Source organism: Alteromonas sp. C1M14 (genome assembly GCF_018860965.1).
Lineage (GTDB): Bacteria > Pseudomonadota > Gammaproteobacteria > Enterobacterales > Alteromonadaceae > Alteromonas.
Genome location: NZ_JAHKQF010000008.1, coordinates 82,504 through 106,582, shown reverse-complemented (window position 1 = coordinate 106,582; position 24,079 = coordinate 82,504). Strand labels below are relative to the sequence as shown.

The window sequence follows — 24,079 nt, the reverse complement described above, 5'->3', positions numbered from 1 at the left end:
AGCCCGCCTCATGCTGCTGACAAGGCTATCCCTTTGTTTTTTAGTGTTTTATGAAATTTTAAGCCGCGTCGGATTTATTTGACGATGGCGTTTTTTTTGTGCTCGATCTTTTCCCTACCGGCTCAATCTTTTTCTGTTTTTCATACAGGAAGGTGAGCACTTCATGGCGGTAATGGTTATATTCTGGGTTATCCGCCAATGCCAAACGATCCCTGGGTCGAGGTAGTTTAACGTCCAGAATGTCTCCCACCGTCGCCGCTGGACCATTGGTCATCATCACAATGCGATCACTTAACAATACGGCTTCATCCACATCGTGAGTGATCATGATCACCGTATTGCCTAGATCGGCGTGGATCTCCATCAGTGAATCTTGTAAATGGGCACGGGTTAAGGCATCAAGGGCCCCAAAAGGCTCATCCATCAGCAGCACTTTGGGCTCCATCGCCAGGGCGCGGGCTATCCCTACCCGTTGCTTCATACCACCGGATATTTCCGATGGCAGCTTATCTGCGGCATGGGTCATGTGCACCAATTCAAGATTGTGCATCACCCACTGGCGAATTTGCGCTTTGGTTTTTCCCCGCAAGGTTTGCTTTACGGCCAACTCAACGTTCTTATACACGGTTAGCCAAGGTAACAAAGAGTGGTTTTGAAACACCACCGCGCGCTCTGGGCCGGGCTCTTTTACTTCGGCATTATCGAGAATAACGCCGCCACTGGTGGCTTGATGTAAGCCCGCCACAATATTCAATACGGTGGACTTACCGCAACCAGAGTGACCAATAAGAGAAATAAACTCTCCTTTATTGATTTTTAAGTTAACGTCTTTCAGTGCGGTGAAAGGACCTTTTGGGGTAGGAAAGTCAATGCCTACCTGTGTCAGTTCAAGGTGTTTTCCTGTCATGGTCAATTCTCCTGTGGATCAGCGCAGTACGCTATTTTTATCCCAGCTAACTTTTCGCTGGAGCGATAACATTAAACGGTCTAATACAAAACCAATGGCACCAATGGTAAGCACAGCCACCATGATGCGCGCTAAGGATTCGGAACTACCATTTTGAAACTCATCCCAAACAAACTTTCCTAGCCCTGGGTTTTGCGCCAGCATTTCTGCGGCAATAAGCACCATCCAACCAATCCCTAACGACAAACGTAAGCCGGTAAAAATCATAGGAATGGAAGCCGGTAGTACAATTTTGGTCAGGTGGGTTAGCGGCTTAAGACGCAATACTCGGCTCACGTTCACCAAGTCTTTTTCTATATTCGATACCCCCACCGCCGTGTTGATCAATGTGGGCCACAGACAACATAACGACACGGTAAAAGCAGACGTCACAAAGGATTTTGAAAACATGGGGTCGTCCGACACATAAAGGGCACTGACCACCATGGTAACTAACGGCAACCAGGCTAATGGCGATACGGGCTTAAAAAGCTGGATAAGGGGGTTAATGGCGGTGTAAGCCGACTTACTTAATCCACAAAGGATCCCCACCGGCACCGCAATTACCGAGGCAATCAAAAAACCAATCATCACGGTATAGAGGCTTGTCCAGATTTGGTCGAAAAAGGTGGGCGCACCGGTGAAAGGACGCACCTTAGGTTGGTAAGACGGATCCTGTTCTACTCGCGCCGCATTTCGCGCTTCCTGACGGGTATAAAAAGCCTCAGCCTGTTCTCGCTGGGCACTGTGTTCATCAATCAGTGTCAGCGCCTGGGTCCAAACTTGGGCCGGGCCAGGAAACTGTCCTAACGAGGTATCAATGGATTTTGCCACCCCGTTCCACACTGCCAAGAACAATAAAAGTCCAATTAGTGGTAGTAGCAAGGCCTGCAGGCTACTCAGCAATATTTTGCCCGAGCCTCCTTCTTTAAACTGTCCGATAGATGTCACCAAAGACGCTGACTTACTCATAGTTATATCCCTGTGCTAGTAATTAAAGAACCGTGTCGCCTTTCAGGCCGATCCCAAATTTCTCAAGGTAGGCATTAGGCTGGGTTCCGTCATAAGTCACCCCATCGATAAACTCTTTTTGTGGCGGTTTAAAGCCGCTTTCTGTGTCAAAGTCAGGAAAGTCTGCCGCATCCGCTTTACCTTCAGCAATTAAAGCTTTTGCCGCCACGGCATAGATATCAGGACGGTAAACTTTCTTCGCCATATCCATATACCAGCTGTCGGGTTTTCCTTCAGGAATCTGCCCCCAACGACGCATCTGGGTTAAATACCAAATGGCATCACTGTAATAAGGATAGGTGGCGTTATAGCGGAAAAATACGTTGAAATCCGGTACCTCTCGCTTATCCCCTTTCTCGTATTCGAAGGTGCCAGTCATACTGTTTGCCAACACTGCTTCATCAGCCCCTACGTAGGTGCTTTTAGCTAGAATTTTTACCGCTTCAGGACGGTTTGCGTTGTTGTTTTCATCCAACCACATGGCAGCTCGGATCATGGCTTTAACCACTCGCAAATGGGTGTTAGGGTACTTTTCTGCCCAGGTACTACTTACGCCAAATACTTTTTCTGGGTTATTTTTCCAAATCTCGTAATCCGTGATCACCGGCACGCCAATGCCTTTAAACACCGCTTGCTGATTCCACGGCTCACCAACACAATAGCCATAGATAGTGCCGGCTTCCATGGTGGCTGGCATTTGCGGCGGAGGGGTTACAGACAACAGAGCTTGTGCGTCTATTTGTCCTGATGTATCACCTTTGTGGGGGGCGTAGTAACCGGGGTGAATACCACCGGCGGCTAACCAATAGCGCAGTTCGTAATTGTGGGTAGAAACGGGGAATACCATGCCCATTTTAAACGCTTTACCTTCATCACGGTATTTATCTACCACAGGTTTTAGGTAATCGGCTTTCACTGGATGCACCGGCTTGCCATTTTCCATTGGCATATGGGTTTTCATTTGCTGCCAAATCTCGTTGGAAACCGTAATGCCATTGCCGTTGAGATCCATACTAAATGCAGTGATGATATGGGCCTCGGTACCAAAACCAATGGTGGCACCTAAGGGTTGACCGGCCAACATATGGGCGCCATCGAGTTCACCATCGATGACGCGGTCAAGTAACACCTTCCAGTTTGCTTGGGCTTCTAGGGTGACGTACAAGCCTTCATCTTCGAAGAAACCTTTTTCGTACGCAATGGCCAGCGGCGCCATGTCAGTCAGTTTAATAAAACCAAATTTGAGTTCTTCTTTTTCTGGCCAGTCGATTTTATCTGCCGCCATTGAAGGCGAGCTTATCCCCGTTAAGGTAATTGACATTACCAGCGCTGACGCCAGCGTTTTTACTTTGTGGGTTAAACCGCGTAAGGGTGTTAACGCATTCATGTGTATTCCTCTTAGCCAAAAAAAAACCCACCAGGTTAATGTTTGACCATTAACCTGGTGGGCTTCGTTGCCGTACATCCTAAGATGTATGAATCATAATGTTGTGGTGACAGCTTGGTACGCTTGAAAGCGTTTTTATTCTTTTATGCTGCCGCTTAATTTATATAAAGCATCAACAGTGCCAATATTAATTAATCATATTTTTCAGTTAGTTATTAAAAACTGTAGTGAATATCTTAGGCCTCGTGTATCAAGGTAGTGCAAAATCACGTCTGACGTTGCTCACTGATGATGCAGCCTTTAAGCGCCAATAGGGTGAAAAGGCAATACTTGTCGGTGGCGGTTATCCCAAAACTCTTGTGCCAAGCTTAAGGCTTCGGCTAAATCCAACCCTTTCACCAGCATTAAGTAACTGACCAATGTTGCTTTGACAGCCTGAGCACCGTACTTATGTTCTTCTTCACCCCGCCAAAAAGCCAGCATATGATTAACATCCATGGCTTTATCCTTCACTGCCCAAGCTTGGGCCATTTCTGGCAAGGTCACCACCTCGGTGTGTCCTTTTCGGGTAAAAAATAACTCTGTTGGCCGTTCACTGTTCACTTCAGGATCACCACCATCGCCACGAAAACACAAGGCATCAAAATGGTTAAAAGCTTCATTGACTCGCTGATGCTTGTGATCAAGGTGCATGTGATAAACCCCTTGAACATTGTAGGGGGCTAGCGACGGATTGAGCAGTCTTGCTAAGGTGTTGGCACAAGAGCGCAACGCAAATACTTCGCGAAGTTTGATTAACGTATTTAACGGCGGCAGTACCACCCCTAAATCTAAATAACTGACGTTATACTTGGCTAATTGGCTTTCCCCTTGGGCAATACTTTGCGCCGCCGGTAAGCCGAGTGCCGGCAACACATGAGAAGCATAAAGCCGACCGGAACCCGGTTCGTGGGCACCATGCATAAAAACAGAGATACCTTGTTGGGCAAGACACGCCACAGATAAAAGATACCAGGGTAATTGGCGGCGCTTACCGGCATAGCAGCCAATATCGAGCATAGGATTTATGCTGGCTAGGGCATCAGGTAACAGTTCTCGGCAGGCCTGAACAAAACCGATAACTTCTTCGGGGGTTTCTTCCCGGGTACGTAATAACATGAGAAAAGCGCCACGTTGATCACCGGTGACTTCGCCGGCTAGCAGCATTTTCATTGCGGTATACGCTTCTTCTTGGGTAAGGCTACGGCTGCCTTTTTGTCCCTTCCCGATAATTTTGATGTATTGACTAAAAACCTGTGACATGGGTGACCTGTTGAAGTAACTGCAATGAGACCTGTTGGCGAGACTTTACCACCTCTCCAAAGATCAACAAAGCAGGACCTGTCAACTTAGCCCCTTGTACTTTATCAGCAATGTCCGCTAGGTTACCGGCAATCACCTGTTGATTCGAACAACAGGCGTTCTCTACCACCGCGACCGGAAAATCTTCAGCTACGCCCCTTGATGACAAGTTTTCCGCTATCTCTTTAAGGCGAGATAGCCCCATATAGATCACCACCGTCTGCGTCTTTGTCGCTTTAGCCAGACTGTGCCAATCAGGCATTTTTTCCGGATCTTTAAAGTGTGCAGTGGCAAGGGTGACAGACTGGGCACAGTTGCGTTCTGTCAACGGGATCCCGGTATAGGCAGAAGCCCCCGATGCGGCGGTGATCCCAGGGACAATAGCAAAAGGAATATTAGCTTGTTGTAAGGCTGCCGTTTCCTCGGTGGTGCGGGCAAATACCGCAGGATCGCCCCCTTTGAGACGTACCACCTTTAAGCCCGATGAGGCTAACGCCACCATGCGTGTGCAAATATCTTGTTGCACCATGGAATGTTGCCCAGAACGCTTACCAACGAATTCGGTTTTTACATGGCGAGGAATTTCAGCCAATACTGATTTATCCACCAACCAGTCGAATAACACCACATCCGCTTGCTGTAAACATTTCCACGCTTTAATGGTGAGTAACTCAGCATCCCCCGGACCTGCGCCAACAATGAATACCTGACCGGGTTTACCCGCAGTATTATCTGCATGTAAGAGGTTACCAGTAGGCGTTTGCGCCGCCTTTCGATTAAGTCGTTTGCGGAAAATAAGAAACGGAAATTTAATCGCTGTTGAATTAATCATGAAGTATTACCTCTTTGGTTACCGCTTTAACCGGTATCGTTGAACGGGTTTTATCAAGAAGGGTTTTCAGCTCGGGCTTACAAGAGCCACAATTGGTACCACATTTAAGGGTTTCGCCTAAGGCCTCGACAGAATCACAGCCCTCGTTTATGGCCGTTTCAATGGTTTTTTCTCGCACAGAAAAACAGCTACAGACCACTTTGCCTTGTAAAAAGGTGTCATCGGCGGTGCTGCGAAGCATGGCGGCTAAGGCATCATCCGCTAATTCACTTTGGCCTAAGCAATCCTCTAACCAATCAAAAGGGAGCGGTGCATAGAGAGAATTTAACCACAGAGCAAATTGTAATCGGTTGTTGCTTTGGGCAATCAGTACCAGGTTTTGCGCGCTTTTAACGCCGGTGATAACCCATTGTTCGGGGAATTGACTAATCAGGGCTTTCTCAATATCGACCAAGGCACTATCCGTGGCAATACGTACCCCTTCCCCTTGCGTTAATGTGGTTTTTGCCCAATAGTCGAATGCCGCACATAACTTGGACTGTAATGCAGGAACGGCGCATACCATCTGCCCCTCATAGGCATAGGTAACAGGGCGCACAGATACAGCCCCCTGCTTTAATTCTGGTTGACCTGAAACCCTATCACAAGCACCATCAAACATGGCACCCAAGGTCAAATGAGAGCCCCACACCGCCGACCAATGAATAGGGGCAAAACAGGTCTGCTGGCGTAATTTATCATCCATAACGATGGGCAGGATCATGGGCTTTTTACCACTCACTGCACTTTCAACGGCCACCAGACTGTTATCGCTAAGCCCTAATTCGGCACAATCTTGTGGGTGCATAGATAACGCGGCAAAAGCCGCATGCTTTAACAAGGTGGGCGCTTTACCTGTTCGCGTCATGGTGTGCCATTGATCCCGGCTACGGCCGGAATTAAGTAAAAAGGGATAGGCACTTGAGGTTTGCTGCGCTGGCTCTTTGGGGGTAATGGGGATAAACCGCGCCCGTCCAGTATTCGTATAAAAACGACCATCGGCAAACAGACGGGGTTGGGTCGTTGTTGGTTTGGCGGTTAACACCGGCCATTGAACGGACCGTAAATTGTCGTATTCTCGTAGTGAAAGCGCCGTTAAACCCGCCAGATTCAAGGCCCGCTCGCCTTCATTTTCAAAGGCGGTAAGTGCCGCATGTTCTTGGAAAATTTGAGCCGGGTGAGTGTAGGTAAACCCTTCCTCAAAGCCCAGTTTCTTGGCTACCTCACAGAGGGCTTGCCAGTCGTGTTTCGCTTCACCCGGGGCGGGCAAAATACCCCGTTGCCGGGAGATGCGACGCTCTGAATTGGTTACTGTGCCGTTTTTCTCTGACCATCCGGTGGCAGGCAGGGCAATATGGGCAAAATTAAGGGTGTCGTTGTTATCGACAATATCTGACACCACCACCAGCTCACATTGACGTAAGGCCGATTCAACCTCTTGCCTATTGGGCATACTCACCACAGGGTTGGTGGCCATGATCCAAACAAATTTAATCTTGCCTTCCTGCATTCGTTTAAACAGATCCACCGCTTTTAAGCCTGGCTTGCTGGCGATGGTGGGGGATTGCCAAAAACGCTGCACTCGTTCGGTGTGAACCGGGTTATCAATATCCATATGGGCAGCCAGCATATTGGCAAGGCCACCCACTTCCCGTCCGCCCATGGCATTGGGTTGTCCGGTAATAGAAAATGGCCCGCAACCCAGCTTGCCAATTTTTCCCGACGCCAAATGACAATTAATAATGGCATTGCCTTTGTCGGTGCCGGTGGTCGACTGGTTAATGCCCATAGAATAAAAGGTAATGGCGGTGGGACTGTTTCCATAGGCGTCGTAAAACGCCAATACATCGGCTAAAGGCACATCACATTCATCAGCTACCTGCTGTGGGGTATATGCCGATGCACTCGATAGTGCCTCATCAAGCCCCAGAGTCGATTCACCAATAAACCCCTCATCTAAATAATGATGCAGGGCGAGATAACGCAATAAACCGTTAAATAGGACGGCATCGGTACCGGGTTTTATCGCAAGATGACAATCGACCAGTGTCGCGGTATCGGTTGAACGGGGATCCACAAGCATGATCTTCATGTTGGGGTTACCACGTTTAGCCCGCTCAATACGCTGAAACAGCACCGGATGGGTCCAGGCTGCGTTGCTGCCAACAAATATCAGTAAATCGGTAGCTTCTAAATCGGCGTAATCACAAGGCACTATGTCTTCGCCAAATGCCCGTTTGTAAGACGCCACCGCCGATGACATACAAAGGCGGGAATTAGTATCTATATTGGCACTGCCTATATAGCCTTTCATTAACTTGTTGGCCACATAGTAATCTTCTGTGAGTAGCTGCCCAGAAACATAAAACGCCACGGCGTCGGGCCCATACTGCTGTATAACCGCGGCCATTTTATCCGCAATGGCTGAGGTGGCCTCATCCCAAGAAGCAGGCTTATTATTCACACGTGGGGTCAGTAAACGATGGGTAAGATCGTTGGTTTCTAACAGGTTTGCCCCTTTGACACACAAACGGCCAAAATTCGCCGGGTGTTCTGGTGTACCGGTTACGGCTGTGGCCCTACAGCCGCCGTTGTGAGCATGTTGCAAGGTCACATCTACCCCACACCCGACCCCACAGTACGGACAAGTCGTTTGTGCCAGCGTCGGTGTCCTGACATTAGGCTGAGAGGAAGACTTAACCGAAATCACTGTGGGGCGCGCGTGGTGCATACCTGGTACCTTTTATGTAATCTTATCTAAATAGCGATTTGCACACGACCGTCAACGATCTGAGCGTCATACACCATCAAACTCACCCCGTCATTTTCCATACATCGGCCACTGATTAACGAGTAGTGTTCCTTGTATAAGGGGGAAGCCACCACCGGTTCACTGCCCACCGAACCAATGATACCGCGATAAATGACGTTGGCCTTTCCCACCGGATCCCAGTTGGACACCGCGTACAGGGTACGCCCTTCAGCTAGATCCAAAGTAAAAATGGCGATTTGTTGATCGTCAATCAGCGCACAAATGCCGCTATTACTGATCAGTTCAGATTCGGCACAAATGTCGTGCCAAAGAGGGGTAATTTCTGCATTTGCCTGCATGGTCTTCTCCTTAAATCACTTCAACGGGAATGCGCGCTTCGCCCGCTATTTTTTCAGCTTCCGTGGCCGGACGTATCTGCCCACGTTCATCCACAAACTGAATGTTGCTGTCGGTTTGTTTGCTGTTCACAAACTGTCTGAAACGTTTACGGGATTCTTCTGATGCGAGTGTGGTTTTCCATTCACACTGATAAGCATCAACAATAAGCTGCATTTGCCCTTCCAATTCCTCGGCCATCCCTAATGAATCTTTAATCACCACGGCTTTGAGGTAATCTAAACCGCCTTCTAGGTTTTCCATCCATACCGAAGTACGCTGTAAACGATCGGCGGTTTTCACATAAAACATCAACACACGGTCGATGTATTTGATCAGGGTTTGGGTATCCAGATCGGTGGCAAATAAGTCGGCATGACGAGGCTTCATCCCTCCATTTCCACAGACATATAAATTCCATCCGTTTTCTGTGGCAATGATGCCAATATCTTTGCTTTGGGCTTCGGCACACTCTCGGGTACAGCCAGAAACAGCAAATTTAATTTTATGGGGCCCACGTAACCCCTTGTATCGATTTTCGATGTTTATGGCTTCGCCCACCGAGTCTTGTACGCCATAGCGACACCATGTACTGCCCACACAAGATTTTACGGTTCTTAATCCTTTGGCATAGGCATGGCCAGTTTCAAATCCACCATCAATGAGGGTCTGCCAAATATCAGGCAATTGGTCTACTCGTGCACCAAACAGGTCGATACGTTGGCCGCCGGTGATTTTGGTATACAAGCCGTATTTTTTGGCCACTTCACCAATCAGAATAAGTCCTTCGGGAGTAATTTCGCCGCCGGGAATACGGGGCACAATAGAGTAGGTCCCGTCTTTTTGCATATTGCCTAAGTAGGTATCATTGGTGTCCTGCAAGGGCAGATTGTTTTGGCTAAGAATGTAATCATTCCACACCGAAGCCAATATTGACCCCACTGCCGGTTTACAGATATCGCACCCTAGCCCAGTACCGTGTTTAGCCAGTAAATCATCAAAACTACGGATCCCTTCGACTTTGACAATGTGAAAAAGCTCTTGGCGGGTATAGTCGAAGTGTTCACAAATGGCCTTGGAGACTTCTACGCCCCGTTTTTCCAATTCACTGTCCACCACATTTTTAAGCAAGGCGGTACAACCACCACACCCCGTGCTGGCCTTGGTGGCCGATTTCACGTCACCTAAGCTGCAACAGCCGCTGTCGATGGCTTGGGTAATATCGCATTTTGCTACGTTGTGACACGAACAGATGGTGGCAGAATCCGGTAGCGCATCCGCCCCTAAGGCCGGCTGTTCGCCGGCTGACGGTAAGATCAACGACTCTGGCTTCTGAGGTAATTCAATGCCGTTTAAGCTGTATTGTAATAGGGTGTCATAGTCGCCGGTATCGCCCACCAGTACTGCGCCAAGCACATGCTTTTGTGTTGCATCCACCACCAGTTTTTTATACACGCCATCGGGCTGATTATGATAGGTATAACTCAGGGCACCTGGGGTTTTGCCGTGGGCATCACCGATGGAGCCCACTTCCACCCCCATTAATTTAAGCTTGGTGCTCATATCTGCCCCGGTAAAGGCCCCCTCGCCACCGGCTATTTGGGCAGCGACGGTGCGGGCCATGGTGTAACCCGGTGCCACAAGACCAAAAATCCGGTTTTCCCACAGGGCACATTCCCCAATGGCATAGATGTTCGGGTCGCTGGTTTGGCATTGGTCGTTAATCACAATACCACCCCGTTCCCCCACTGCCAGTTCGGCTTTCTTACCGAGAAAGTCAGAAGGACGAATACCGGCAGAAAAAAGTATCATGTCGGTTTCCAGAAAGCTTTCATCGGCAAACACCATTCGATAACGGCAATCATTACCGGCTTCAATCACTTGCGTCGCCTTCTGAGTATGTACGGTTACCCCTAAGTCTTCAATTTTTTGGCGCAGCAAATCGCCACCTTGACCATCAAGCTGCACGGCCATCAACTGGGGAGCAAACTCAACCACATGGGTTTCCAAACCAGCCTGCTTGAGCGCATTCGCTGCTTCTAAACCTAATAAGCCGCCGCCAACCACTACACCCACTTTACTTTCGGTTGCAGAAGCTTCGATGGCTTCTAAATCTTCAATGGTGCGATACACCAAGCAATGGGGTTGATCGTTACCCGGAATAGGAGGAACAAAAGGATAGGATCCCGTCGCCAGCACCAACACATCATAAGAAAAGGTTTTTGTGGCCGTGGAGACAGTTTTGTGTACCCTGTCGATATCGATAACCTGGGCATCAAGTTCAAAATTAACGCCCCACTGTTGATAGGTTTGTTCGTCTGTCATGGCCAAATCGCTGGCATTAGAGCCGCTGAACCAAGAAGAAAGATGAACACGGTCATATGCCAATCGTTTTTCACCGCTTAATACAGTGATGTTGCATGCATACTGGCTACTAACCAGCTGCTCGACAAAATGATGACCAACCATCCCGTTTCCGACGACCAGGATTTTTGGATGTGTTGTTGATGCTGTCATTGTTGAACCCTTTTTTGAGCCAAAAAAAAACCCACATCCAGTTTTCACTGGTTGTGGGCTTCGTTGCCTATTGCACGTAAACGTACAAAATAAATAATGTTGTTACCGTTAAGCGGTTTTTTCGCCCCGCTTACTTATAACGATACAATTAGACAATCAACATTAATGCCAACATTCTTACCAACTATAATACAATGACTTAGCTAGCCTAGCAGAGGTCAATACCTCCCCTAAATGCACTCATATAATGCATAATGCTTTATACAAGTGCATCGCTAACCTAAGCCAGTTTATCTGTCGCTACCCGATAACGGGGGTCTTCACTGACATTTATTTCTACAAATTTGTCGGCTTTTTTAAGCAGTACACGACATTCGGCACTAATATGACGAATATGCAATTTCTTACCTTGCTGTTCGTATTTATCGGCCAGAGTATCTAGCGCGTCAATGCCCGATGAATCCCATATACGGCTGTTGTTGAAGTCAATGACCACATCGTGAGGATCGTTAGCTACATCAAACATATCTTTAAAATGCTGAATAGAACCAAAGAATACCGGTCCACGCAGCGTGTAAACTTTCCACCCATCATCATCAATATGGGTTTTCGCTTCGATATACCTTGCTGCTTTCCAAGCAAACACCAACGCCGATACGATAACCCCAACCACCACAGCAATGGCTAAATCGGAAATCACGGTAACCGCTGTGACCAAAAACAAGACAAAGGCATCTTCTTTGTTAACGCCCCGAATAATACGGAACGACGCCCATTCAAAGGTTCCAATAACCACCACAAACATGACACCTACCAGTGCCGCAAGGGGGATCATTTCAATTAATGGAGCTGCAAATAAGATAAAACACAGCAGAACCAAAGCAGCGGTGATCCCAGAAAGACGACCACGTCCTCCGGAGTTAATATTGATCATGGACTGGCCAATCATGGCGCAACCACCCATACCACCGAAGAAACCATTCACGGTGTTAGCCACACCTTGGCCAATACATTCTTTATTACCTTGTCCACGGGTGTCGGTCATTTCATCAATTAGCGACAAGGTCAGCAAGGATTCGATTAATCCCACTAAACATAAGATCACAGAGGTGGGTAAAATAATCATGACCGTTTCCCAGGTCATCGGCACCATAGGGATGGCAAAGCCAGGCAATTCACCGGCCAATGTGGCAGTGTCTTTTTGATCGGCAGGAAGCAAGTCGCGCACAAAATCGATAACCGTGCGGGCCTCAAGATCTAACCCATGCACCAGCAAGGTAATGGTGACAATGGCCACAAGAGAGGCCGGAACTGCTTTAGTTAACTTAGGCAATAAAAAGATAATCCCCATCGTTAACGCCACCAGCCCTAACATAATGTAAAGCATTGAACCCTGCATCCATGTCATTTCACCTGCGGCATTAAACACTTTAAATTGGCCAAGTTGGGCCAGAAAAATCACGATAGCAAGGCCATTGACGAACCCTAACATTACCGGATACGGCACTAACCTAATGAACTTTCCAAGCCGGAAAATACCACAAAGTATTTGTAGCAATCCGGCTAGCAGTACAGCAGCAAACAAGTATTGCACACCGTGTTCTGCAACAAGGGCCACCATAACCACAGCCATCGCGCCAGTGGCACCAGAAATCATACCGGGACGACCGCCAATGGCAGAAGTAATTAGCCCCATCATAAACGCAGCATAGAGGCCTATCATAGGTTCTACACCGGCAACAAAAGCAAAAGCCACGGCTTCGGGCACCAAGGCAAGGGCAACAGTAATACCCGACAGCACATCATTTTTTACGTTGCTGTCTTTGTTAGTAATCAGATCAAACATGGAAATCCAATGTAGTTAATGGGTTGGTTAAAAAACGGGCGGCGATTCTACCATCATACGTTGATAAAGTCCTTTAATAGAATGTAAAAAAAACGGTGTGGCGTCTGCCCTTAAAGGCGCTAAAGTTTGGTTGCAATTGGTTTCATAGCTATGCACACTGTAGCCCTTTCCAAATAGCAAATCGGAGCTGTTTTGACCGCGTATTTACTGGCTGCTGTGGCCCTTATCATTGCATTTGCAATCAACTGGCTAATGCCCCGCCCCTTCTGGCGTGCAACCCTTTTATCTTCAGTATTGATTGTCGCTGCCACAACCTTAGGACTGTTATATTTACCCTTAGGCACAGACGCAAATGCTGAAAAAGTCCGTGACTGGGTGTGGACTATTCAGCCCTTACTCGGCTTCTTTGGGATACTCATATCGGTTTTTGTAGGTTGGTTTCTTCATGTTGTCCGGCGCTGATTGATTCACGAAAAAATAAAAAACAGACAGGAAATCGTTAAGCTTAACCACAAGCCATCGATTTCCTCTTTGGGGATTAATACGTTTTGTAGGGGAGGAACTTCCCTGACATCACCACTTTTACTCTGTCACCTTTCGGATCGGGTTCGCGGCTTAAATCCATAGAAAAATCGATGGCACTCATGATGCCATCACCGAATTCTTCATGGATCAATTCCTTTAATGTGGTGCCGTACACATTCACTAGTTCGTACCATCGATAGATCAAAGGATCCGTGGGTACGGCCGTAGGCAATGAGCCTTTATACGGGGCGATTTGCAGCCAAGCGATGGCTTCATCAGACAAATCAAATAGCTTTCCCACCGCTTCTGCTTGGTTTTTTGTAAGCGCCATCTGCCCTAGACACGCAGCGGTACTCCATTCCTTCGATTCACCAATGGCGGCGGCAGCATCGGCCCATTTAATGTGCTTTCTTACCTTTGCGCTTACTATCATCTCTGTCACTTGTTGTCTGTCAGTGATCATCGTGGTTCTCCTTAAGTTCAAGTTATAAAAAGCGTTCAGCAAGTAACCATAGGGTAATGCATAAAAGCACACCGCTCGTGACTTGCCAAAAAGCCACCGGATTACGCTCCAACAAGGGTGGACGGTTTCGGGAAACGTAAGCAGGATTAGGGTGCCTGAGGTCGTAAATAAACTCAGACAATGTGGAATAGCGTTTTAAGGGGTTAGGGTGTAAGGCTTTTTTTAGTGTCGCATCCAGCCAAAACGGAATACTCCGATTTGGGTCAAGCACGCTGCGGTAAGACAATTTATGTTGCGCTGCCACACTGGTACATTTGGCCACATCCGTACCGTAGGGATAGCGATCACTGAGTAAATAGTAGCTCAGTACCGCGAGGGAAAATAAATCCGACGCCTCGCTGCCTGCTTGCCCCAAAAAATACTCTGGTGCGGCATACATCGCCGTGCCAGGTACGCCGTCATCGTGGCCTCCCATTTCATTCATTGTGCCCACTGATGCAGCCCCCATATCAATCAAAATGGCGTTGCCATCAGCATTTATCATGATATTTTCAGGTCGTACATCTTGATGCAGTACATCGCGACGATGCAGCGCCATTAATCCTCGAGCCACCTGCTCAATCACTCGCCGGTTGTCTTCCATATCACGGTTCGGGTTATCCATTATCCATTGGGTTAACGTGATACCCGGCACAAATTCACTCAACGTATAAAATGCACTACGCGCGCCCATGGGAGCGGGCGCTTTAGCCACATATTCACTGTGGATGCGGCGCATGATCCACTCTTCTAAACAGCACTTTTCTAAATGTCGACTGTGATGAGCCATTTCGACAGACGGAGCCTTCAATACCACCTGTTGTTGCGACCCTTTATGTTGGGCCAAATAAACGTGACTTCTGGCACTGTTGTATAACGTACGCAGGATCCGATAATCGTCAATTTCATCACCGGCTTCCATTACTGCAGGAATGGGTAACTCGTCCGCGGCAATAACGCCATCGTCGGTAGAAACGCTTTCTACCCACACCACTTGGGCCGTTAAATTATCATCACTGCCATTTCGAAAAGCGGTTTCAACGAGGTTTTTGGCTGTATCACTACCGTTACCCGTTCGCTGGGCCACTAACCCACAAATTGTCTGGTCATCAACATGTTCATACACGCCATCGGTAAGTAACACAAAACAATCATCAACGGATAAGGCGCAACTATCGCTATCGACACCTACCGTGTTGGCAATGCCTAACGCATTCGCTAAATAATGTTGCTGTCCGCCGGCATACTGACGATGGTCACGGGTGAGCAACTCAAGTTGTCCGTGACGCACACGATAAATACGAGCATCGCCCACATGGAACCAGTAAACACGCTGATGCTTAAAAACGAGAGCACTAAAGGTACATACGTAGCCTTTATCCTGCTCACCAGCGTAAGGGCTTTGTTTGGTTTGGCCGTAGAGCCAGCGGTTGATGGCTTGAATGACCTGATTCGCGGCACGGGGAACCGATAAGGTATCGGAGGTGCAGTAATAATCATCTAAAAATTGTTTCACCGCCACTTGGCTGGCAATGTGACTGACTTGGCTGCTACTTATGCCATCGGCAAGAACCACAGATGCTCCCTTATAGGCAAGCAGATCTGAGTCTGGCAACCTAGCACCGTAACTGTCCTGATTTTGCGTTTTTTCGCCGGCACTGGAGTATTGGCTCAAAGCGAGTTTCAACATAAATAGTCAGTCTCACTCATTATTTTTGTTATCGATAAAAGCCGCTTTGTTGCGGCTTTTATCGTAGTTTGAACGCTTAAACCGCTGCCGGTTTTGTTTCAGCTTCGGCTCTTACTGGCGCTGACTGCGCCGCGAGTTTACGCTTTGGTGCAGTACGATAATGGGTGCTGTATAGAGTTAAGCCGGTAAAGGCCAAGCCACCCACCAAATTACCTAACGCCGTTGGAATTTCATTCCATACCAGATAATCCATGACAGAAAACTCACCGCCCATGATCAAGCCAAAGGGAAACAAGAACATATTGACCACCGAGTGCTCAAACCCCATGAAGAAGAACAACATAATAGGCATCCACATAGAAAGGATCTTTCCGCTCACGTGGGTAGAGATCATGGCACCAACCACCCCCATAGATACCATCCAGTTACACAACATGCCACGGACAAAAATGGTGAACCAACCTTCCGTACCGTACTGGGCATAGCCTAGCGTTCGCGCCTCACCAATACCGGCAACTTTCGTGGCGATGGCACCACCGTCGGTGTTATAGCCATAGGTAAAGATAAAAGACATCATCAACGCAACCGTTAGCGCTCCGGCGAAGTTGCCGCAAAATACCAGCCCCCAGTTACGTAATATTTGCGGCCAAGTCACACCAGGACGCTTTGCTAGCCACGCCAAGGGGCACAAGACAAACACCCCGGTAAGTAAATCAAAGCCCATCAGGTAGAGCATACAAAAGCCCACAGGGAACATGGCTGCACCAAGGAAAAACACCCCTGTTTGCACAGCAATAGTAATCGCAAAAACTGCGGCTAGGGCCAGTATCGCGCCTGCCATATAACCTCTAATAAGGGTATCGCGAGTAGACATATAAATTTTGGATTCACCCGCATCCACCATTTTGGTCACAAATTCATTGGGTAGTAAGTAAGCCATTGTGTATACCTTTACGTTGAATGTTTTGTTGGAATAACTTGCATAACTTGTGTTGCATAACTCATCGATACACCAAAATGCGGGCACAAAAAAACGCCCAAACCAAACATCTGTCGATGTGGTTTTGGACGTCTTTATCCAAATTAACATTAGGTTGTTAGCGATAACGCAATCTAACTTCCTACAGCAAGGAAAAGGCCAGAAAATTAAAAACATTAAATTTCAAAAACATACCAAACACCGCTCAAGAAAAAAACGAACAAACTATACACAGCCTGCCCTTTTATAGTGCGCACTTGCACCAATTGCATTCAAAATAAGGCAGTTTATGCCCTAAAGGCTAAGCAAAGCCCTCATTAAGTGAGCGTGTAGTGGGTGCTATCTGTATTTTTACTGTGCTTGAGTTGTGGAACAACACTTGCTTTTACGTTTACCAACAGACGTCGGCATGGTTTGTGATTTGATGGCGGCCTAAAATCAGCAATTGGCTTTCATCTTCGCCATGGGCACTACCGTTAACGACGTCGTAAATTAAGTACAGGATTACACCATAACCTAGGCAATGGACGACTATGGCTACTTACAGCGAAGCTACCAAACGCTTTCTCCTTGCGGCAAAACATGCAGAAATTCAGGCGCTAAATCAGCTGGCGTCGAACTGTCGCCTAGTGACCACTGTGGCTGAAATGATTCACCAATTACAACGAGAACGGGGCGCCAGCAATATCTTTCTGGCTTCTAAAGGTCTGCGTTTTAGCCAGCACCGTATGCAGCAGGTCGATCAAAGTCGCTTGGCCGAAGGTCAGCTGCGTAGTCAGTTAAAATCCTTGTATCTAGGCGGGGATGAGAACGCCGCCAACATGCGATTACTCGCCAGTATTACCATGGCACTGCAAGGGCTAGATAACCTGCCTATGCTGCGACAACAAATTGAAGACAGATCATTAACCGCGCTTTCTTCTACCCAAGCATTTTGCAGACTTATCGGCGGCCTACTGACGGTGATTTTTGAAGCGGCAGATGTGGCCAGCGATCCAGCTATCACCCGCATATTAGTGGCGTTATTTAATTTTCTGCAAGGTAAGGAATACGCCGGACAAGAAAGGGCATGGGGTGCCATTGGTTTTGCCGAAACCCATTTTGATAGTTCCATGTGCAAGCGACTAAAAAGCTTACAACAGGATCAAGACCATAGCTTTGATATTTTTACCGCCTTTGCTTGTCCAACCATCAATGCCCAATGGGAACAAGTACTTGCCAGTGAGATGCATCAAGACGTATTACGATTACGAAGTATGATCCAACAACTCGCCGATGGCAGCCCCATTGATGGGCAGATCAGTGAAGTTTGGTACGATGTAACCACCAAACGCATTGATGCAATGAAAGATATCGAAGAAACACTCACCGCAGCCCTTGTCGATATGGCAACTAAACGGGTAACGGAAGCTGACGCTGAGTTAAAAAACCATCGCCAACGGCTGAAATCATTAGAACAGCAAAGTACCCAAAGCGGCAGTCCGTTAACGATGCTCTTTGACCCTCAAATACCGGGGTTAAGAGGCTCTGAAAGTGTAACGGCTAATCATATTGCAGAGGCAGAAAACCTGTCTGCCCACCGCTCCTTTTACGACCTTTTGTGTGACCAATCTGAGCATATAAAAACCATGTCTGCGGAACTTGACGAAGCCAGACGAGCGATAATCGATCAAAAAAATATCGATCGTGCCAAGTTACTGTTGATGCAACAGTGGCAACTCACAGAAGAAAAGGCTTACCGCCGGCTACAAAAATCAGCCATGGATCAAAATTGTCGTCTTGCGGATGTCGCCGCCAAAGTAGTAAAGGCCGCAGCAAAAGTGAGCTCGAGTTAATTCTCTTGCCTACCTATTTTGAGTATGCCACAACATAATAAAAACCAGGTTAAGCCAGCCACCCAACCTGCCAGTATATCGGTAGGCCAATGCACCCCTAAAAATACCCGACTAATTCCGACAAATAGCACTATCAATGCGGCCGCGCCGATCACAATACGGCTTATTCTTCCATTTCGAGAGACGCGATCAATAACGTAAACAAATGACGAATAAGCTAGCGCCGAGACCATGGCATGACCCGATGGAAAGCTGCTGGTGTACACCTTCGTACCATGGGCAACGAGATCCGGGCGGGGCCGATGAAAGCCAACCTTGAGAGCAAAACTCATCAGCATACCGCTACCAATGGTTAACAGTAAAAAACCGGCCATTGCAGTGTGTTGATCATTACGCAAAATAAGGCAACTGACGATACCGATAAAAATAATCCACCAGTTACTTCCTAAGGTGGTGATATCGCGAAAATGAACCGTTAGCCACTCAGGCCCCACAGGTTCGCTGCCGTTTCGAAATAAACGTAACAAGCCGTTGTCAAATGCAGTAGTGGCCCCCGCATTCACTAACACTGCGATCAAAATAAACAGGCTGACGCCCATGGCGGCTAAAAACAAGGTGCGTTTGGCTGAAACATATTCTGTCACGGTAAACCCAGCTTAAAAGTCAGTTTGTGTTTATTCGTATTAAGAACTCATTTGGATCCCAATGTAATGCCTGTTTTGTCTGCGAGTTAATCCCAATCAAGTTCGCTAATTCCTTGTTATTTTTGGTACACTTGGAGCTAATCAGTCGCCGTGATCCAATTTCATGCTGTCATTTATTTCCAGTACTCTTGTTCCTGTGCTTATTTTACTGCTTATGGGGTGGTTCTTTTTTCGTATCCGCTGGATAGATGATGCGTTTGTTGCCACAGGCTCAAAGCTCGTCTTCAACGTGGCGCTCCCCGCCCTGTTATTTTTGTCTATTAGTCAGTCAGATTTCAGCCACGCCGCTAACATAAGAATGATCATGATTGGTCTTGTCGGGTCGGTAATCAGTTGCTTATTACTCCTTGTGGCTGCCCGCTATACCGTTACCCCCCACTCTGCCAGAGGTGTGGTAGTACAAGGGGGCTTTCGCGCCAATATGGGTATCATTGGCCTCGCCTATTGTGCAAACACTTATGGTCAGGAGGGGTTAGCCGCCGCCTCCGTGTACATGGGGGCAGTAACGATTTTATTTAACGTTATGTCCGTTTATGTTTTAAATATCTATCAGCACGGTAAGCGTTCGCTAACACAACAATTAAACGGCATTGCCAAAAACCCACTGATTATTGCCATTGTTATTGCCTTACCGTTTTCTTATTTTCAGTGGACCTTACCGGAAGTGGCAATTAGAACTGGCGAGTATTTCGCCCAACTCACGTTGCCGTTGGCACTGATTTGCACCGGTGCTTCGTTGCAGTTTCGTTCGTTTTCATCAGACTGGTATAACATTGCATTAAGCACGGTAAGTAAGTGCATACTATACCCGCTGTTTTTGGTGTCAGTAGCCTACCTATTAGGGTTTCGGGGTATGCATTTGGGCATCATTCTGTTACTTGCTATTTCGCCCACCGCTGCGGCCAGTTATGTGATGGTAAGAAATATTGGCGGCGATCACCGATTAGCGGCCAGCATTATAGCGGTGACGACCTTGGCTTCTTTACCCATTACCGCCATCGCATTTACTAGCCTTATGGCATTAGGCTTGGTGTAAATAATCTTAACGGTATAAGGGAAAGCGAAAGCTCACCTGTAATCCCCCTTCTTTTGCATGGGAGAAGAGCAATTCGCCATCGTTAAGCCGCACCGATTCGGCAGCAATAGCCAGTCCTAGACCAAGACCACCGGTTTCGCTATGGCGAGCATCGTCTGTTCGATAAAATGCGCCAGTCAGCTTATCCAGCTCGTTCGGTGCCACTCCTGGGCCGTCATCAGAAACCACAATACTGATATATTTATCATCTAAAACCGTTTGTAATGTCACCGCACTGCGAGCATATTTAAACGCATTTCTTACCACATTTTCGATAGCCATAAGAAACGGCTCTTCAAATACTTGCAGCTTACCTTCGCCAATCTGATGATGCCAACTCATGCCCAGCTCTTTGGCCTCAAAGGCGGCATCTTCACACAATTCATAAAGCAAAGAAGAAACAGTAAGTACTTGCTTACCTTCTTGAATAGCCCGTGCTTCTAGCGTAGTAAGCTCTGATAGGCGTTGAATATGTAAATTCAGTGTTTCACTTTCTTTTTCTGCTCTTTCCAACAAACTGGTTAAATCATGATCATGATTTTTATTTCGTAACAAGGCTAAAGTCATTTGTAAGCGGGTTAACGGCGTGCGTAGTTCATGGGAAATATCCGCACTTTGCCGCTTTTGATTTTTTATAAGGGCTTCTATTTTTGACGCCATTTCATTGAATTGCCGAAACAGTTTCACAAACTGCCCGTCCGTTTTATTGATTTCGTCTTCTTTTACTCGGTGTGCAAGTCGGCCATGACCTACCTCACTGAAGGCTTTCCCTAGGCGGTTTAACGGACGAGCGATGTAGCGCACCAGCAGCCAACTCATTACAGTGGTGACAACCAGAAATATCACCACCATGCTCCACAACGGAAAATTACGGAAGATATCGCTAAATTGAGGACGCTCGGGCCGCCATAAAATAAGGCGCCAATCGGGATTAGTGGATAATGCCACCGGCCCTATCATGCGTGTCCAAGCCACGTTGATTTGTCGGGGTTGTGTTTGATGAATAAATTGCCAAAAGGCATTGCCACCAAGCTGTTCTCGTAGATTGTTGCGAATAGGAATGCTAGATGCCACCACATTTAAATCGGTATCCACGATCATCAGCTGGTAAGGAATTTTGAACTTAAAACCGTTTAAACGACGGGGCACACGTCCAGTTCGACTTTGCAGATACTGATCCACCTGCAAGGCCGCCTTAGTCACTAACGTCGCTTCTCGGCTTTCTAACGTATTTTCGTCTAATTTACTAATAATACTGGCGGGAATAGCAATAGATAACAAACAAACCAGTAATGTAAGCCAAAACCAGCCCAAGACTTTGAGGTTAAAGCTCCCCATGGTGCCAAGCTTATCCTTCAACAATGCCATACCCTCTACCCCGCTGGCTTTTTACCTCGCACGTTGACTGTGCCGCCTGTAATTTTTTACGCAAATTACTGATGTGAGTGTCGATACTACGGTCGAAAGCCTGCAATCTGCGGCCGAAACATTGTTCAGATAACTCCGCTTTACTAACAAGTTCGCCCGGCGTACTACACAGGTGCTTAAGAAGTGCGTATTCGCTGCCCGTTAACTCTAAGTTCTGCTGCCGACAGGTCACCGTCATTTTGGCACTATCAATGATAAGATCGCCAAACTTAAGTGGCGATTTGCTCTGACGTTCAGTGTCAGATGTTTCTCGGGTACGGCGAGTAATAGCACGGATCCGCGCTAACAATTCCCGATCGTTAAACGGCTTGGCCAGATAATCGTCGGCCCCTAATTCCAGCCCCAACACCTTATCCACGTCATCGCCCCGAGCGGTAAGCATCAATACCGGTAACTCGCTTTGCTGACGCAATATTTTAAGCACATCCAAGCCATTTAATTTAGGCAACATGACATCTAGCAGAACCAGTTCTATGCCCGAGGTGTTCAGCGCGGTAGCTAACCCCACCTCACCATCAGCACAATGTACAACCTCATAGCCCGATAACGAGAGAAATTCAGTGAGCAGTTCGGCTAACGACTGATCGTCTTCAATTAATAAGATAGACATAAAACGTGACTCCAATAGCGTGACTCAAGGAAAATAATGCCTGACTTTTCATAGGTTCACACCTTATTTGCACTTCTTAACGTTACTTTGCGTTCAAAGGGGTAATATTTAAATCGTCCTCTCACAGAGGCTTCACCCAATAACAGGAGAACTTTATGAAACGTTCAATGAAACAACTTAGCCTGGCGACATGTGCGCTACTTTTTATCGGTGCAGGTGCAAGCGGTGTTGCCCTAGCAGACAGTGGTAAAAGCGCGAAAAAACCACCAATGATGCCTCCCCAATTACACAGAGTAATGGATGACATCAGCTTATCCGATGCACAAAAAGCCAAATTGGCAGAGATACGGGAAAAACAAAAAGCCCTTAAAGATGAATTCTGGTCTGTATTCACAGACGAGCAGAAAGTGGCCATGCTAGAAGAGATGACGAAACCTCATCGTGGCGGCCATAAAGGTGATAAACACGGAGATCGGGGAGACCGAGGTCACCATGGAGACCGAGGTGACCGTGGAGACCGTGGAGACCGCGGAGACCGTGCAGACGGAGACAATGAATAGATGTCTGCTCCTCGCTAATTGAGTTACCATCCCAACCTTTTAACCGCACGTTCCCGTGCGGTTTTTTTTATCTTAATTTTGCCGGCCTTATCCCCACACCACCCTGACAATATTACCTTGTGACTGTCTGTTAATTGCCGCCCAAACAATTTGGTGATGGGTTGACGCTTCCCCCTTTTTGCTTCCACTCCTCTGGGGTGAAGGTGTGTAAAGCTAGCGCATGAACAGGACCTTGCAATGCTGCGGCCACAAGCCCGTTTACTCGTTGATGGCGAGCCACCCGTCGCACTTCATTAAAGGCATCGGAGACAATGGTAACGTTAAAATGACTTTGCGCGCCATCCGGTACATTGTGCATATGGCTCTCGTCCAGTACCGATAAATAGACAGGGGCAAGCTCATCGCTGAGCTGTTGTTCAATAAATGCTTTTACGTCTTGCATAGAAACTCCGGTATCGCAGGATACACATAGCGAAAAGTGAGGTTAATTCTACCACCTACGGCTTTAGTCGTCTTGTTGATACCATGTAGATATTCACGTTGGGTGTCCCCTTGCATTAGCAGTAAGGAGCCATGCTCTAAAAGCAGTCGGTGGGTGAGTTTTGTCTTTTTGTGTTTAAATATAAATGGCCGTGCTTGGCCCAGCGTTAGCGAGGCAATAATTGGCTGTGCACCTAGTTCAGGCTCGTCGTCAGCATGCATGCCCATGCTGTCTTGCCCGTGTCGATACCAATTTGCCAACACACTGTTAAATGATGCATTGGCTGTTTGCTGGCATTTCATACGTAAAGTCGTTAACGCCCGGGTCCAGGCATGGGGCGTCATGGTCAACCCCGAGTAAGTATATTCCGTGGTGGCGTCGCCATACCACGCCTGTAGCCGGGGAATTTTAACCGGCTTACCGAATAGTTTAATGGTATCCTGTTGCCAACATAACGATGATGCAAAATGACGAAAGTAGTCACTGGCGGTATTGCCATCTAGCCAGTTACCAATATACACCACATCCGCGCCGGGCAAATCGAGCCTACGGGGCACGGGGGCATGTTCATTGTCATCATCAAATAAAGAAAATTGCATTTACCTAGAGCCAGAAATAATCAT

21 protein-coding genes are annotated in these 24,079 nt (G+C 47.5%); 4 read left to right on the top strand and 17 right to left on the bottom strand.

What is annotated here, in order from left to right; all coding sequences use genetic code 11:
* Positions 1-58: 58 nt before the first annotated feature.
* The 9 genes from KO501_RS05125 to KO501_RS05085 form a co-directional block, all read right to left on the bottom strand.
* Positions 59-907 (bottom strand): ABC transporter ATP-binding protein, encoded by an 849-nt coding sequence (locus KO501_RS05125; protein ID WP_216028574.1) that lies wholly within the window; start codon positions 905-907, stop codon positions 59-61.
* 18 nt (positions 908-925) lie between these two features.
* A complete protein-coding gene (locus KO501_RS05120) occupies positions 926-1,918 on the bottom strand; it encodes an ABC transporter permease (protein ID WP_216028573.1) in 993 nt (330 codons plus the stop codon).
* A 22-nt stretch (positions 1,919-1,940) separates the two neighbouring features.
* Positions 1,941-3,278, bottom strand: a complete 1,338-nt coding sequence (locus KO501_RS05115; protein ID WP_252728203.1) for a CmpA/NrtA family ABC transporter substrate-binding protein — start codon at positions 3,276-3,278, stop codon at positions 1,941-1,943.
* Between the two features lie 366 nt (positions 3,279-3,644).
* The gene (locus KO501_RS05110; RefSeq protein ID WP_216028571.1) at positions 3,645-4,646 is read right to left on the bottom strand and encodes a glycosyl transferase family protein; all 1,002 of its coding nucleotides are present in this window, start codon (positions 4,644-4,646) and stop codon (positions 3,645-3,647) included.
* Positions 4,630-5,517: a uroporphyrinogen-III C-methyltransferase gene (gene cobA, locus KO501_RS05105; protein WP_216028570.1), complete on the bottom strand. Its 888-nt coding sequence runs from the start codon at positions 5,515-5,517 to the stop codon at positions 4,630-4,632. Before cobA ends, KO501_RS05110 begins: the two co-directional genes overlap by 17 nt.
* Entirely contained in the window at positions 5,510-8,287 is a 2,778-nt protein-coding gene (locus tag KO501_RS05100) for a nitrate reductase (RefSeq protein WP_216028569.1), read from the bottom strand. Before KO501_RS05100 ends, cobA begins: the two co-directional genes overlap by 8 nt.
* Positions 8,288-8,313: 26 nt before the next feature.
* Positions 8,314-8,667, bottom strand: a complete 354-nt coding sequence (gene nirD / locus KO501_RS05095; protein WP_216028568.1) for a nitrite reductase small subunit NirD — start codon at positions 8,665-8,667, stop codon at positions 8,314-8,316.
* A 10-nt stretch (positions 8,668-8,677) separates the two neighbouring features.
* A complete protein-coding gene (gene nirB / locus KO501_RS05090; protein WP_216028567.1) occupies positions 8,678-11,221 on the bottom strand; it encodes a nitrite reductase large subunit NirB in 2,544 nt (847 codons plus the stop codon).
* Positions 11,222-11,501: 280 nt separating this feature from the next.
* On the bottom strand, positions 11,502-13,067 hold the full coding sequence (locus KO501_RS05085) for a SulP family inorganic anion transporter (protein ID WP_216028566.1): 1,566 nt from the start codon (positions 13,065-13,067) through the stop codon (positions 11,502-11,504).
* A gap of 192 nt (positions 13,068-13,259) precedes the next feature.
* Between KO501_RS05085 and KO501_RS05080 the strand changes: the two genes are divergently transcribed.
* On the top strand, positions 13,260-13,529 hold the full coding sequence (locus KO501_RS05080; RefSeq protein WP_216028565.1) for a hypothetical protein: 270 nt from the start codon (positions 13,260-13,262) through the stop codon (positions 13,527-13,529).
* 76 nt (positions 13,530-13,605) lie between these two features.
* On the opposite strand, the gene cynS is transcribed toward KO501_RS05080, so the two are convergent.
* From cynS to KO501_RS05065, 3 genes are all read right to left on the bottom strand, one after another.
* A complete protein-coding gene (gene cynS / locus KO501_RS05075) occupies positions 13,606-14,055 on the bottom strand; it encodes a cyanase (protein ID WP_216028564.1) in 450 nt (149 codons plus the stop codon).
* Positions 14,056-14,077: 22 nt separating this feature from the next.
* Positions 14,078-15,784 carry a bifunctional protein-serine/threonine kinase/phosphatase gene (locus tag KO501_RS05070; protein WP_216028563.1) on the bottom strand — a complete coding sequence of 569 codons (1,707 nt, stop codon included), beginning with the start codon at positions 15,782-15,784 and terminating at the stop codon, positions 14,078-14,080.
* 76 nt (positions 15,785-15,860) lie between these two features.
* Positions 15,861-16,724, bottom strand: a complete 864-nt coding sequence (locus tag KO501_RS05065; protein ID WP_216028562.1) for a formate/nitrite transporter family protein — start codon at positions 16,722-16,724, stop codon at positions 15,861-15,863.
* A 572-nt stretch (positions 16,725-17,296) separates the two neighbouring features.
* Here KO501_RS05065 and KO501_RS05060 point away from each other — a divergent pair.
* Positions 17,297-18,598, top strand: a complete 1,302-nt coding sequence (locus KO501_RS05060; protein ID WP_216028561.1) for a nitrate regulatory protein — start codon at positions 17,297-17,299, stop codon at positions 18,596-18,598.
* Here the strand turns inward: KO501_RS05060 and KO501_RS05055 are convergent.
* A complete protein-coding gene (locus KO501_RS05055; RefSeq protein WP_216028560.1) occupies positions 18,595-19,242 on the bottom strand; it encodes a phosphatase PAP2 family protein in 648 nt (215 codons plus the stop codon). The genes KO501_RS05060 and KO501_RS05055 overlap by 4 nt on opposite strands.
* Before the next feature lie 163 nt (positions 19,243-19,405).
* Between KO501_RS05055 and KO501_RS05050 the strand changes: the two genes are divergently transcribed.
* Positions 19,406-20,338: an AEC family transporter gene (locus KO501_RS05050; protein WP_216028559.1), complete on the top strand. Its 933-nt coding sequence runs from the start codon at positions 19,406-19,408 to the stop codon at positions 20,336-20,338.
* Between the two features lie 6 nt (positions 20,339-20,344).
* Here the strand turns inward: KO501_RS05050 and KO501_RS05045 are convergent, their stop codons facing one another.
* Together KO501_RS05045 and KO501_RS05040 are read right to left on the bottom strand one after the other, a co-directional pair.
* Positions 20,345-21,745, bottom strand: a complete 1,401-nt coding sequence (locus KO501_RS05045) for an ATP-binding protein (RefSeq protein ID WP_216028558.1) — start codon at positions 21,743-21,745, stop codon at positions 20,345-20,347.
* On the bottom strand, positions 21,726-22,415 hold the full coding sequence (locus tag KO501_RS05040; RefSeq protein ID WP_216028557.1) for a response regulator transcription factor: 690 nt from the start codon (positions 22,413-22,415) through the stop codon (positions 21,726-21,728). Before KO501_RS05040 ends, KO501_RS05045 begins: the two co-directional genes overlap by 20 nt.
* Positions 22,416-22,570: 155 nt before the next feature.
* Here KO501_RS05040 and KO501_RS05035 point away from each other — a divergent pair, with 155 nt between their 5' ends.
* Entirely contained in the window at positions 22,571-22,975 is a 405-nt protein-coding gene (locus KO501_RS05035; protein WP_216028556.1) for a hypothetical protein, read from the top strand.
* A gap of 130 nt (positions 22,976-23,105) precedes the next feature.
* Here KO501_RS05035 and KO501_RS05030 read toward each other — a convergent pair whose 3' ends face one another.
* Together KO501_RS05030 and KO501_RS05025 are read right to left on the bottom strand one after the other, a co-directional pair.
* The gene (locus tag KO501_RS05030) at positions 23,106-23,417 is read right to left on the bottom strand and encodes a BolA/IbaG family iron-sulfur metabolism protein (RefSeq protein ID WP_216028555.1); all 312 of its coding nucleotides are present in this window, start codon (positions 23,415-23,417) and stop codon (positions 23,106-23,108) included.
* Positions 23,405-24,055, bottom strand: coding sequence for an alpha-ketoglutarate-dependent dioxygenase AlkB (locus KO501_RS05025; protein WP_216028554.1), 651 nt, complete (start codon positions 24,053-24,055; stop codon positions 23,405-23,407). Before KO501_RS05025 ends, KO501_RS05030 begins: the two co-directional genes overlap by 13 nt.
* Positions 24,056-24,079 lie beyond the last annotated feature (24 nt).